Source organism: Xanthobacter sp. AM11 (assembly GCF_047444035.1).
GTDB lineage: Bacteria > Pseudomonadota > Alphaproteobacteria > Rhizobiales > Xanthobacteraceae > Xanthobacter.
Genome location: NZ_JBLAOA010000001.1, coordinates 43,293 through 56,245 on the forward strand (window position 1 = coordinate 43,293; position 12,953 = coordinate 56,245).

Sequence of the window (12,953 nt, forward strand, 5' to 3'; positions counted from 1 at the left end):
CGATGGCGGTTGCGGCGGATGGCCCGCCACAGCCGGCCATCCGGCCCGGAGGGCGGAACAGAGCATCGCAGCTTTCCACCGCCATCTTGTATGGTAGTATTTTTGACGACGCAACCGGGGACGTTAGGGCATGGATGCCATTACAGTCGGGCCCACGGGCTCTGCCGCGCACCGCCTGGAGGCGGCGCTGAGGCAGGCCATCATCTCGCTGCAGCTGGCGCCCGGCACACGCCTGTCGGAGCAGGAGATTGCGGCCCGCTACGGGGTGTCGCGCCAGCCGGTGCGCGAGGCGCTCATCGGCCTTGCGCGCACCCGCCTGGTGGAGATCCAGCCGCAGCGCGGCACGGTGGTGGTGAAGATTTCCGTGCGCAAGATGATGCAGGCGCGCTTCGTGCGCGAAGCCATCGAATGCGCCGTGGCGCGCCGCGCCGCCGCCAGCTTCGATCCCGCCGCGCGACTGCGCATCGCCGACCTGCTCGATCTGCAGGAGAAGGTCGCCCTGCGCGGCGACCATGCCGCCTTCCAGCACTATGACGAACTGTTCCATGTGGCCCTGTGCGAGGGCGCCGGCTGCCCCATGGCGTGGGAGGCCATCAGCGACATCAAGGCCCACATGGACCGCGCCTGCCATCTCACCCTGTTCGGCGCCGACACCATGGCCGCCCTCGTGGACCAGCACCGCGCCATCATCGCCGCCGTGGACGCCGCCGACGGGGAGGTCGCCGCCGAAGCCATGCGCCGGCACCTGAGCGAGATCCTGCGGGCCCTGCCCACGGTGGAGGCCGAGCACCCCGACCTGTTCGAATAGGCGCGCGGGAGCAGCGGCGGCATCCATCACATCACCGCGCCGATCTGCCAAGGCACGAACTCGGCATCGCCATAGCCGAGGGCTTCGGACTTGGTGCGGGTACCGGAGGCCACGTCCAGCACCGCCGCGAAGATCTGGCGGCCCTTTTCCTCCAGCGGCACGCCGTCGAGCACGTCGCCGCAATTGATGTCCATGTCCTCCTCCATCCGGCGATAGATGTCGGAGTTGGTGGCGAGCTTGAGGGACGGTGCCGGCTTGCAGCCGAAGGCCGAGCCGCGGCCGGTGGTGAAGCAGATGACATTGGCCCCGCCCGCCACCTGCCCGGTGGCCGCCACCGGGTCGTAGCCGGGCGTATCCATGAACACGAAGCCGCGCTCGGTGACCGGCTCGGCATATTCATAGACGGCGCGAAGGGTGGAGGTGCCGCCCTTGGCCGCCGCGCCCAGGGACTTCTCCAAAATGGTGGTGAGGCCGCCCGCCTTGTTGCCCGGCGAGGGATTGTTGTTCATCTCGCCGGCATTGCGCGCGGTGTAGTCCTCCCACCACTTGATGCGCGAGACCAGCTTCTCGCCCACCGCACGGGTGGCGGCACGGCGGGTGAGCAGATGCTCCGCGCCATAGATCTCCGGCGTTTCGGACAGGATGGAGGTGCCGCCATGGGCCACCAGTAGGTCCGAGGCGACCCCCAGCGCCGGATTGGCGGTGAGCGCCGAATAGCCGTCCGATCCGCCGCACTGCAGCGCCAGCACCAGCTCGGCGGCCGGGCGCGTCTCCCGCCGGGCGGCCGCCGCGGCCGGGATCATCTCCCGCAGGGCGCCGAGAATATGCTCCACCGTGCGGCGCGTGCCGCCCTCGTCCTGGATGGTCAGGGTGCGGAAGCCCGCCGCCTCCTCCACCCCGTACTCGCTCTTGAAGCGGGCGATCTGGAACATCTCGCAGCCGAGGCCCACCATCACCACCCCGGCGAAATTGGGATGGGTGGCATAGCCCCACAAGGTGCGGGAGAGAACGTCGTACCCCTCCCCTTTGGCGGCCATGCCGCAGCCGGTGCCGTGGATGATGGGCACGATGCCGTCGATGCCGGGAAAATCCGCCAGCAGACCCGCGTGCTCGGCCGCCTGGGCGGCGAAGCGGGCCACCGAGGCGGAGCAGTTCACGCTGGTAAGGATGCCGAGATAGTTGCGCGTGCCGGTGCGCCCGTTGGAACGCCGGAAGCCCTGGAAGGTGGCGCGCTCCGCCGCCGGCACCAGCACGTCGGCCGTGGCATCGGCGGCAAAGGCATAATCACGGGCGAAATCGTGCAGCACCACATTATGGGTGTGGATGTGGGCGCCGGGCGCGATGGGCTGCGCCGCAAAGCCGATGACCTGGCCGAACTTGAGCACCGGAGCGCCTTCGGCGATCGCCTCGAAGGCGAACTTGTGCCCCTTGGGGATGCGCGCGCCGGCAACGACCCCTGCCACCGGAGCACCCCGCGGCACCTCGTCGAGCGCGACGGCCACATTGTCCTTCGCCGACAGCTTCAGGACACGCGGCGCGGTGCCGGCTTCCATCTCCATGGCAGGGCTCCTCCCCTCGCAAGCAGCGCCTTCGTTGACGCGTTTGATATGCTAATATATTAGTATTCCGGTCACCGCAAGAGTGACGCCGCATCGGCGGTTGCAGACGGGGAGGCAGTGGGCGTGGCGGATCACATGCGCAAGGGTGCGACCCGCAGCGAGACCGTACGCGCCGTTCCGGCCTCCGCCCGCATCCATGCCGACCTGCGCGACGCGATCATCACCATGGCCCTCGCCCCCGGCATGGCGTTGCAGGAAAAGCAGATTGCCCTCGCCTACGGGGTCAGCCGCACGCCGGTGCGCGAGGCCATCCTGAAGCTGGCGGATGAGCGGCTGGTGGACATCTTCCCCCAGTACGGCACCTTCGTGTCGCGCATCAGCGTGCCCGAGGTGCGCGATGCCATGGTCATCCGCAACGCGCTGGAACGCACCGCCGTGCGCGAGGCCGCCGCGCGGGTTGCCGCAACGGCAGACAAGGACCGCCGGGGCCTGGTGGAGCCACTCAACGCCTTGATCCGCCAGCAGCGCGCCGCCCACCGCGCCAGCGCCCTCGCCGATTTCCACGCCGCCGACGAAGCCTTCCACCAGACCATTTCCGACCTTGCCGGCCACCCCAACATCTGGCGCGTCATCCGCCAGGAGAAGGCGCATGTGGACCGCTGCCGCCTCCTCACCCTGCCCTCCCACGCCCGCCGCACCAGCGTCATCGCCGAGCATGCGGCGGTGGCGGAAGCCATTGCGGCGGGGGATGCGGACCGGGCGGAGGCGGCCATGGCGGCGCATCTGGGCCGGGTCATCCCCGGGGTGGCGGAGCTGGTGGCGTCCCATCCCGACTATTTCGAAGGGGCGCCCGCCGCCCTGCCCGCCGGGGCCACAGCGCACCACGGCACTGCCCGAGAATGAGGTAACCCCTTGTCACCCCTCATCCATCCCGACCGCCTCCTCCCCGCCGACCCGTCCGTGCGCGCCGTGGCGCGGCGGCTTTACGAGACGGTGGCGGGCCTGCCCATCATCTCCCCCCACGGCCATACGGACCCGCGCTGGTATGCCGGGAACGCGCATTTTCCCGACCCCGCCCAATTGTTCGTGGTGCCGGACCATTATGTGTTCCGAATGCTCTACAGCCAGGGCATCCCCTTGGAAAAGCTAGGTGTTCCGCGCCGGGACGGGGGCGAGACGCAGACCGACGGGCGCAAGATCTGGCGCCTGTTCGCCGCCCATTACCACCTGTTCCGTGGCACCCCCACCCGGATGTGGCTGGACCATGCCTTCGCCACGCTTTTCGGCCTGGATCAACGGCTTGGCCCTGACAATGCCGATGCCGTCTACGACCTCATCGCCGACCGGCTGGCCACCGACGCCTTCCGCCCCCGCGCCCTGTTCGAGCGTTTCAATATCGAGACCATCGCCACCACCGAGAGTCCGCTGGACGATCTTGCCGCCCATGGCGAAATCCGCAGCAGCGGCTGGGGCGGACGGGTGATCACCGCCTACCGGCCCGACCCGGTGGTGGACCCGGAGTTCGAGAACTTCCACGCCAACCTCCACAGGTTCGGCGAACTCACCGGCGAGGACACCTTCTCCTGGTCCGGCTACCTTGAGGCCCACCGCAAGCGGCGCGCCTTCTTCAAGACCTTCGGCGCCACCTCCACCGATCACGGCCACCCCACCGCCGCCACCCTGGACCTGCCCCCGGCCCAGGCGCAGGGCCTGTTCCATCGCGTCACCGGCAACAGCCCCCCCAGCGCGCAGGATGCGGAGGCGTTCCGCGCGCTCATGCTCACGCAGATGGCGGGCATGAGTCTGGAGGACGGGCTGGTGATGCAGATCCACCCCGGCGCGGTGCGCAACCACAACGGCCAGGTGTTCGAGCGCTACGGCCGGGACAAGGGGGCGGACATTCCCTCCGCCACCGAATATGTGCGCGCCCTGAAGCCGCTTCTGGACCGCTACGGCAATGCGCCCGGCCTCTCCATCATCCTCTTCACCCTGGACGAGACCACCTATGCCCGGGAGCTGGCGCCGCTGGCGGGGCATTATCCCGCCCTGCGGCTGGGCCCGGCCTGGTGGTTCCACGACAGCCCGGAGGGCATGAAGCGGTTCCGCGCCATGACCACGGAGACGGCCGGCTTCTACAATACGGTGGGCTTCAACGACGACACCCGCGCCTTCCCCTCCATTCCCGCCCGGCATGACGTGGCGCGGCGCATCGATTGCGGCTTCCTGGCCGAGCTGGTGTGCGAGCACCGGCTGGACGAGGACGAGGCGGTGGAGGTGGCGCACGACCTTGCCTACGGGCTGGCCCGAAAGGCCTACCGCCTGTGACCGGCCGCCTCAGCCTCTCCGCCCTTGCCGGGCTGCCCGCCGCCGTGCGCCGCCCGGCCTATGACGTTGCCGCCGCGCAGGTGGGGGTGGTGCACCTGGGGGTCGGCGCCTTCCACCGGGCCCATCAGGCGGTCTATCTCGACGACATCCTGGGCCGCGGCCATGCGGGCTGGGCGGTGGCGGGGGCAAGCCTGCGCTCGCCCGCCACCTCCGATGCGCTCGATCCGCAGGATGGCCTCTACACCCTGGCCGTCCGCTCCGGCGCGGGCGAGGAATTGCGCGTCATCGGCGCCCTGCGCCGCCGGCTGGTGGCGCCGCGGGAGCCCGAGGCGCTGCTGGCCACCATGGCCGATCCGCGGGTGCGCATCGTCACCCTCACGGTCACCGAGAAGGGCTATTGCCACGACCCGGCCACCGGCACCCTGGACGAGGCGCACCCGGACATCCGCGCCGACCTCGCCGATCCCGGCCGGCCGTGCAGCGCGCCGGGCTACCTGGTGGAGGCCCTGGCCCGCCGCCGCGCCGCCGGCATCGCCCCCTTCACGGTGCTGTGCTGCGACAACCTGCCGGCCAACGGCCGCACGGTGGCGCGCGTGGTGGCCCGCCTGGCCGCCCTGCGCGATGGCGATCTCGGCCGCTTCGTGGCCGGCGAGGTGGCCTTCCCCTCCACCATGGTGGATCGCATCGTCCCCGCCACCACCGATGCCGATCGCGCGCAGGTGGCGCAGGCGCTGGGCTGCGACGATGCGTGGCCGGTGGCCGCAGAGCCGTTCAGCCAGTGGGTGGTGGAGGACCATTTCCCCCTGGGCCGCCCCCCGCTGGAGGAGGTGGGGGTGGAACTGGTGGCCGACGTGGCGCCGTTCGAGCACATGAAGCTGCGCCTGCTCAACGGCGCCCATTCCACCATGGCCTATCTGGGCTATCTGGCCGGCCATGCGCACATTTCCGACGTGATGGCCCAGCCCGCCTTCGCCCGGCTGGTGGAGCGGCTGCAGGACGAGGAGCTGACCCCCACCCTGCACCTGCCGCCGGGGGTGGATGTGGCCGCCTACAAGAGCGCGCTGCGGGAGCGCTTCCGCAACCCGGCGCTGCAGCACCGCACCTGGCAGATCGCCATGGACGGCTCGCAGAAGCTGCCCCAGCGCCTCGTCGCCCCGGCCCGCGAGCGGCTGGCGGCGGGCGCGCCCATCGCCCTCATCGCCTTCGCCATTGCCGGCTGGATGCGCTACGTGGCCGGCCGCGACGAGGCCGGCGGCGCCATCGACGTGCGCGACCCGCTGGCCGCCCGGCTGAAGGCGCTGGCCGATGAAGCCGGCCCCGACGCCGCCCGCCTCGCCCCGGCTCTGCTGGGGGTGCGCGAGGTATTCGGCGCCGACCTGCCCGCCGACCCGCGCTTCGCCGGGGCGGTGACGGCGGCGCTGGACCTCATCCTGCGCGAGGGCGCCGCTGCCGCCGTGGCCCGCACCGCCCAGGCGCCAGCCGCCTGAAGCCGGCCGCCCCCTCTGTCGTGGGAACGGCGTTCCCGGAAGACCGGCCGCCCCCGCTCCCGGCCACCACAATATCCCCGGCAGAACCGGCATGCCCCCTTTCCCGCCCGAACGCCGCGGAAGCGGCGTTCGGATCGAGCAACCGAAGCCGGATGTTTCCGGCTTCGGGCAGGGGAGGCACCGAAGCCGGAAACATCCGGCTTCGGACGAAAGGGTTGGGGAGGAGGCATGCCGCTCCACCTTGCTCCGGCGGATGGAGACAAGCACCGCTTTCCCCGCCCGCCAGCCGGCAGATCCGGGCGGCGACACCCGGCCCCCTCCCTGCCCTCCCCCGCAAGCGGGAGAGGGTCCACCGCTCCAGTGGGCATGGCGTTCCCGGAAGACCGACCGCCCCGCTCCCGGCCACCACAATTTCCCCCGGCGAACCACCCCGCCCCCTCTCCCGGTGCTGGGGAGGGGGCAAGCCCACCCCGCCTTGCTCCGGCGGATGGAGACAAGCACCGCTTTCCCCGCCCGCCAGCCGGCAGATCCGGGCGGCGCAGAGCCGCCCCACCTTGCCCCATCCCGTCTGGACCCGGTGCGGCGGTTGCGCTATCCCTTACCGTTAAAACGATTAGTACGGTGCCGGCGCGGCCTCAGACCCCGCGCACGTCCGCCGCAGGCCCCAAGGAGACTGCCCATGTCGCTCCCCGCCGACCTCCCCGTCTTTCCCGACCTGTCCGGCAAGGCCGTGCTCATCACCGGCGCCTCCACCGGCATCGGCGCGGCGGCGGCCGAGGCCTTCGCCCATTCCGGCGCGCGGGTGGCCGTCCATTACAATTCCAGCCACGACAAGGCCGAAGCGGTGGCCCAGGCCATTCGCGCCCGGGGCGGCACCGCGGTGCTGGTGGCCGGCGACGTGACCCAGGAGGGCGCGCCCGCCCGCATCACCGCCGAGGCGGTGGCCGCCCTCGGTGGGCTCGACGTGCTGATCAACAATGCCGGCGGCCTGGTGAAGCGGGTGCCCATCGCCGATTATGCGGACCCCTTCATCAACGAGGTCATCGACCTCAACGTGCGCCAGGTGGTGCATTTCATGCGCGAGGGCGCCGCGGCCATGACCGCGCAGGGGCGCGGCGGCGCCATCATCAATGTGTCGTCGGTGGCGGCGCGCAACGGCGGCGGCGGCGGGGCGGTGCTCTATGCGGCGGCCAAGGGCTTCATCACCACCGCCACCCGCGGCTGGGCCAAGGAGCTGGCGCCGGCCGGCATCCGCGTCAACGCCGTGTCCCCGGGCGTCATCGAGACCCCGTTCCACGAGCGCTATTCCACCCCAGAGATGCTCGCCGCCATGAAGGCCGGCATTCCCATGAACCGCCTCGGCCTCGCGGCGGACTGCGCCGGGGCCTTCCTCTATCTCGCCTCGGCGGCGGCCAGCGGCTACGTCACCGGCCAGATGCTGGAGGTGAACGGCGGCCAATATATGCCGTAAGGGCGGCTTCAGCCCCTCCGGCCGGCCGCCGTCGCCGGGGCCGGGAGGCTCAGTTCCCGCCGTCGTTGTCGGCTTCGCCGCAGGTGTAGCCCACGAAGCAGCGGGGATTGTCGGCGGTGGGCAGCCAGGCCGGCGTGGTCACCTGGTCCCCGGCGCAGGAGCGCTCGTCGCGCACATAGCGCTGGGCATTGCCGCCGCCGGTGGGAATGAGGATGAAGCCCTGCGCGCGCACCACCGCGGCGATGCCGCTGCAGGTGGAGGGCGGCACGGGAATCGCCATGTAGCCCTCGGGGGGCGGCGTGTTCTGGCCGTAGATGGCGGTTCCGTCCAGCGGCACCGGAACGCCGCCGGCGCCGAGATCGGGCGGCGGGGCGAGGGCATCGCCACCCTGGGCGTCAGCCGCGCCCGTCAAGGCGAGGGACAGCGCCATGGCGGCGATGGAAACGGACCGGACCCGACGCGAAGCCATGAAACCCCCCTGGCACATTGCCGCCGGGGAAAGGCTCTAGCGCACCTGCCGCCGGGAGCAAAGGGCCGGCAGGCGAAAGGCATGGATGTGGGGCGGTGGCCTGCGGTGGCGGCCCGGGGGACGCGATGCTCCGGTTACGCCCACAATCCCCGTAGCTCACAGCTGTGGAAATCGCCGAAACGGTCAACGCGCACCTTTCCCCCTGCCCGGCGCGAAGTGGCTGGGACAGCGCCGGGGAAATTGCTACATGATGGGCCCCTTCAGCGCTTCGTGGGTGCCATGCTCGACCTTCCAGCCAAGGGCGATCTCGACGCCGCATTCCGGCAAGCCCCCCACAATGTGGAGGCGGAACAGGCCCTGCTGGGCGCCATCCTGGTGAACAACGAGGCGTTCTACCGGGTCTCCGACTTCCTGGAGCCGCGCCACTTCTACGAGCCCATCCACGCCCGCATCTTCGAGCTGGCGGGCGCCCTGGTGCGCGCCGGCAAGCTCGCCACCCCGGTGACGCTGAAGACCTTCCTGCCGGCGGACCTGGACGTGGCCGGCCTCTCCGGCCCGCAATACCTCGCCCGCCTCGCGGCGGAGGCGACCACCATCATCAATTCCGAGGATTACGGCCGCACCATCTACGACCTCTCGGTGCGCCGCGACCTCATCCGCATCGGCGAGGAGATCGTCAACGAGGCCTATGACGCCCCGGTGGACGCCACCCCCCAGGACCAGATCGAGCAGGCGGAAAAGCGCCTGTACGAGATTGCCGAGACCGGGCGCTACGACGGCGGCTTCCTGCGCTTCGGCGAGGCGCTGCGCGAGGCGGTGGACATGGCCTCCAAGGCCTTCCAGCGCGACGGCCACCTCTCCGGCATCGCCACCGCCCTCGACGACCTCGACCACCAGATGGGCGGGCTGCAGCCCTCGGACCTCGTGATCCTCGCCGGCCGCCCGGCCATGGGCAAGACCGCCCTTGCCACCAACATCGCCTTCAACATCGCCGCCGCCTACCGCGGCGAGACCCGGCCGGACGGCTCCATCGAAACCGTGTCCGGCGGCATCGTCGGCTTCTTCTCGCTGGAAATGAGCGCCGAGCAGCTCGCCACCCGTATCCTGGCCGAGCAGGCGGAAATCGCCTCCTACAAGATCCGCCGCGGCGACATCTCCGAGAGCGAATTCTCCAAGCTCGCCGCCGCCTCCCAGACCATGCAGACCATCCCGCTCTATATCGACGACACCGGCGGCCTCTCCATCGCCCAGCTGGTGGCCCGGGCGCGGCGGCTGAAGCGCCAGCGCGGGCTGGACTTCATGGTTGTGGACTACCTTCAGCTCCTCTCCGGCTCCTCGAAAAGCTCGTCCCAGGGGCGGGTGCAGGAAATTACCGAGATCACCACCGGCCTGAAGGCCTTGGCGAAGGAACTGCAAGTGCCCATCATGGCCCTGTCCCAGCTCTCGCGTCAGGTGGAGGCGCGGGATGACAAGAGGCCGCAACTGTCGGACCTGCGCGAATCCGGCTCCATCGAGCAGGATGCCGACGTGGTCATGTTCGTTTTCCGGGAGGAGTATTACCTTAAGAACAAGGAGCCCAAGCCGGGCACAGAGGAGTGGTTCAAGTGGGAGATCGAGATGAAGGCGGTCGAGAACACGGCCGAGGTCATCATCGGAAAGCAGCGCCACGGCCCCACGGGGACGGTGAAGGTGCATTTCGAACCCCAGTTCACCCGCTTCTCCAACCTGGCGCAGGAGGAGCGCCTGCCGAACCGCCACTAGGGGCCGGCCCGCCGGACCCCGCCGCCGAAGCCCTCGCCGCCCAGCGCGCGGCAGGGCAGGAGGCGGAGCGCGCGGCGGACGAGCGCGCGGCGGCCGAGGCGGGGGCCATCCTCACCATCGACCTTGCCGCCATCGCCGACAATTGGCGCACCCTGAGCGCCCTCGCCGCCCCGGCCGAATGCGCCGCGGTGGTGAAGGCGGACGCCTACGGCCTCGGCATCCAGCGGGTGGGTCCGGCCCTGTGGCGGGCCGGCGCCCGCACCTTCTTCGTCGCCCATTTCCGGGAAGCGGTGACCCTGCGCGCCCTGCTGCCGGACGCGGTGATCTATGTGCTGAACGGGCTCCTGCCCGATCTCGGCGCCGAATATGCCGCCCTGCGGCTGCGCCCGGTGCTGGGCTCCACCCCTGAAATCTCCGAATGGAGCGCCCTCTGCCGCGACAGCGGGGCGGGGCACCCGGCGGCCATTCATGTGGATACCGGCATGCACCGCCTCGGGCTCTCCCTGGAAGAGGCGGTGCAGCTCTCCGGCACCTGGCGGATGCTCGGCTTCCCGCCGAGCCTCATCATGACCCACCTGGCCTGCGCCGACATGCCGGGCCACGTGCTCACCGCCCGCCAGCGGCTGGTGTTCGCCGATGTGGCGCGGCGCTTTCCCGGCATTCCCGCCTCGCTGGCCAATTCCGCCGGCACCCTGCTGGGCCGCGACTTCCGCTTCGATCTCGTGCGGCCGGGCATCTTCCTTTATGGCGGCGTCGCCATTGCCGGGGTGCCGCCGCTGCGGCCGGTGGTGCGGCTGGAGGTGAAGGTGATCCAGGTGTCCACCGCGCCGGCGGGGGAAACGGTGGGCTATGGCGCCGCCCAGCGCCTGAAGCGGCCGAGCCGGCTCGCCACCGTCTCCATCGGCTATGCCGACGGGCTGTTCCGCGCCGCCGGCTCCTCCGATGCCGCCAAGGGGGTGGAGGCGGTGGTGGCCGGCCGGCGCTGCCATCTGGTGGGCCGGGTTTCCATGGATCTGGCCACCCTCGACATCACCGACCTGCCGGAGCATGCGGTGGAGCGCGGCGACACCGCCGTGTTCCTCGGCGACGGCATCAGCGTGGACGACGTGGCGGCCCGCGCCGGCACCATCGGCTACGAGGTGCTCACCTCCCTGGGCCGGCGCTACGCCCGCCGCTATGTGGGCGACGGATATGTGGGCGACTGAACCGGCCCCTGCCGCAGGGCCGGCGGCAGGAATGGGTGCCGTGACGGCGTGACGGCGCTGCCGGATGCGGCGGCGGCCGCATCCGCACCTCTCGCGCCCCGACGGCGCCCTATCCCTGCGCGGTCCCGGCGGCCGGCTGCGGCCCGGCGCCCCGGCGGCGGGGGCGCCACGGCATGGCGAGGAAGGCGAGGTCGTCCAGCATGCCCAGCATCTTCTCGCCGGTGGCCAGTTCCCGGTCGAGGGCAGCCATGGTGCGGGCGAGGCCGGGGTCGTCGTCCTCCAGCCACACATTGACGATGCGCGCGAACAGCAGCGCCAGCCCCTTCGCCCGCACCGCGCCGGAAAGGCCGGTGCAGTCGATGCCCGCCGCCGCCAGCATCCAGCGCTGGGAGGCCTGCGACAGCCGCAGCAGATTTAGCGCCAGCACCGGATCGGTCCGGGCCGAGCGCAGCAGGCCGCGCACGGAATCCTTGTGGGGCTCCAGCGCATCCAGCCGGCGCATGAGCACCTCGAACAGGCGCTCCTTTGCCCCCTCCCCGGCGAAATCCTCCGCCTCCGGCCCGCTCTCGGCCAGCACGTGCCGATCGGTGGCGCGGAAGAAGGCGGCGAGAAGATCGATGGTGGAGGCGAACGAGGCCCGCATCTCGCCCAGGGAGACGCCGCAGCGCTCGGCCACGTCGCCCAAAGCGATGCGGGAGAAGGGCCGCTCGGCGAGCAGGGACAGGAAGCTGCGCAGGCAGGCGTCGCGGCTGGTTTCCGACGTCATGGCATCCCCCGCGGCGCGCGCCCGGCCGGGTGCAGAGACCCGGCGGGCGAGCCGCTCTCGTCAGTGCCGGGCCGGACTTGCCGGCCCGGTTGGCGCAACCGGACCGGACCCGGCCCCCGGGCCGCAGCGCCACACCGGGCGGGCGCGGCGCATCAGCCCGCCAATTCTTTGCCCCGTTTGGTGGCGGCGGCAACCGCCTCGATCATCAGCGGCGCGAATCCCCGCCCCTCGTCCATCAGCACCGCCAGGGCCGCGGCCGTGGTGCCGCCGGGCGAGGTGACGTTCTGGCGCAGGGTGGCGGCGGGAAGGTCCGACTGGTCCATGAGCGCGCCGGCCCCCGCCACCGTGGCGCGGGCGATGCGGGCGGCCAGATCCGGCGGCAGGCCGGCGGCGGCGCCGGCCTGGGCCATCACCTCGGCCAGCAGGAAGGCATAGGCCGGCCCGGAACCGGAGACGGCGGTGGCCGCGTCCATCAATTCTTCGTCATCCACCCAGTCCACCATGCCGATGGCGCCGAGCAATGCGCGCGCAAGCGCGCGCTGGGCCAGGGAGACGCGGGGGCCGGCCACCGCCACGCTGACGCCCCGGCCGATGGCGGCGGGCGTGTTGGGAATGGCGCGCACGATGGCGGCCCCGGTGCCGAAGATATCGGCCATGAAGCCCAGGGTGCGCCCGGCCATGATGGAAACCACCAGCGTTTCCGGCGCCATCACCGCCGCCACCGCAGGCAGCGCCTGCGGCGCCACCTGGGGCTTGACCGCCAGCAGGATCACGGCAGGGGGGGGCACGCCATCGAGGGGCGGGTTCACCGCCACGCCCCGGGCGGCGAGCGCCGCCGCGGCCTCGGCCGGCAGGTTGGGGTCCAGCACCACGGCGCCGGCCGGCGGCAGGCCGAGCCGGAGCCAGCCTTCCAGCATGGCGCCGCCCATCTTGCCGGCGCCCAGCAGCACCACAGGGCCGGACAGGGTTTTCAGAACGCTTTCACTCATCGCCGCCTCGCCGGACCGGATCTGTGGATGGGGCGATCCCGGGCGCAGCGGCGCCCCCGCCCGTGTCCTCAATACCCGAGGCGGGCGCAAAGGGGGAGCCGTGCGGCCTGCGT

11 protein-coding genes are annotated in these 12,953 nt (G+C 71.4%); 7 read left to right on the plus strand and 4 right to left on the minus strand.

The window, feature by feature from the left end; translation table 11 throughout:
- Nucleotides 1-130 precede the first annotated feature (130 nt).
- On the plus strand, nucleotides 131-808 hold the full coding sequence (locus ACI7BZ_RS00195; RefSeq protein ID WP_414115201.1) for a GntR family transcriptional regulator: 678 nt from the start codon (nucleotides 131-133) through the stop codon (nucleotides 806-808).
- A gap of 26 nt (nucleotides 809-834) precedes the next feature.
- Here the strand turns inward: ACI7BZ_RS00195 and ACI7BZ_RS00200 are convergent, their stop codons facing one another.
- A complete protein-coding gene (locus ACI7BZ_RS00200; protein ID WP_414115202.1) occupies nucleotides 835-2,367 on the minus strand; it encodes a D-arabinonate dehydratase in 1,533 nt (510 codons plus the stop codon).
- Nucleotides 2,368-2,490: 123 nt separating this feature from the next.
- Between ACI7BZ_RS00200 and ACI7BZ_RS00205 the strand changes: the two genes are divergently transcribed.
- From ACI7BZ_RS00205 to ACI7BZ_RS00220, 4 genes are all read left to right on the plus strand, one after another.
- Nucleotides 2,491-3,270 (plus strand): GntR family transcriptional regulator, encoded by a 780-nt coding sequence (locus ACI7BZ_RS00205; protein ID WP_414115203.1) that lies wholly within the window; start codon nucleotides 2,491-2,493, stop codon nucleotides 3,268-3,270.
- A 9-nt stretch (nucleotides 3,271-3,279) separates the two neighbouring features.
- A complete protein-coding gene (gene uxaC / locus ACI7BZ_RS00210; protein WP_414115204.1) occupies nucleotides 3,280-4,692 on the plus strand; it encodes a glucuronate isomerase in 1,413 nt (470 codons plus the stop codon).
- Complete coding sequence (locus ACI7BZ_RS00215; protein ID WP_414115205.1) at nucleotides 4,689-6,179, plus strand: mannitol dehydrogenase family protein; 1,491 nt, start codon at nucleotides 4,689-4,691, stop codon at nucleotides 6,177-6,179. Before uxaC ends, ACI7BZ_RS00215 begins: the two co-directional genes overlap by 4 nt.
- A gap of 679 nt (nucleotides 6,180-6,858) precedes the next feature.
- Entirely contained in the window at nucleotides 6,859-7,650 is a 792-nt protein-coding gene (locus ACI7BZ_RS00220; protein WP_414115206.1) for an SDR family NAD(P)-dependent oxidoreductase, read from the plus strand.
- Between the two features lie 49 nt (nucleotides 7,651-7,699).
- Here the strand turns inward: ACI7BZ_RS00220 and ACI7BZ_RS00225 are convergent, their stop codons facing one another.
- A complete protein-coding gene (locus ACI7BZ_RS00225) occupies nucleotides 7,700-8,119 on the minus strand; it encodes a hypothetical protein (protein WP_414115207.1) in 420 nt (139 codons plus the stop codon).
- Nucleotides 8,120-8,398: 279 nt separating this feature from the next.
- Here ACI7BZ_RS00225 and ACI7BZ_RS00230 point away from each other — a divergent pair, with 279 nt between their 5' ends.
- Both ACI7BZ_RS00230 and alr read left to right on the plus strand, forming a co-directional pair.
- Entirely contained in the window at nucleotides 8,399-9,880 is a 1,482-nt protein-coding gene (locus ACI7BZ_RS00230; protein ID WP_414115208.1) for a replicative DNA helicase, read from the plus strand.
- 131 nt (nucleotides 9,881-10,011) lie between these two features.
- The gene (gene alr / locus ACI7BZ_RS00235) at nucleotides 10,012-11,085 is read left to right on the plus strand and encodes an alanine racemase (RefSeq protein ID WP_414119052.1); all 1,074 of its coding nucleotides are present in this window, start codon (nucleotides 10,012-10,014) and stop codon (nucleotides 11,083-11,085) included.
- A gap of 109 nt (nucleotides 11,086-11,194) precedes the next feature.
- Here the strand turns inward: alr and ACI7BZ_RS00240 are convergent, their stop codons facing one another.
- Nucleotides 11,195-11,851 carry a TetR/AcrR family transcriptional regulator gene (locus ACI7BZ_RS00240; protein WP_414115209.1) on the minus strand — a complete coding sequence of 219 codons (657 nt, stop codon included), beginning with the start codon at nucleotides 11,849-11,851 and terminating at the stop codon, nucleotides 11,195-11,197.
- A gap of 152 nt (nucleotides 11,852-12,003) precedes the next feature.
- On the minus strand, nucleotides 12,004-12,840 hold the full coding sequence (gene proC / locus ACI7BZ_RS00245) for a pyrroline-5-carboxylate reductase (RefSeq protein WP_414115210.1): 837 nt from the start codon (nucleotides 12,838-12,840) through the stop codon (nucleotides 12,004-12,006).
- Nucleotides 12,841-12,953 lie beyond the last annotated feature (113 nt).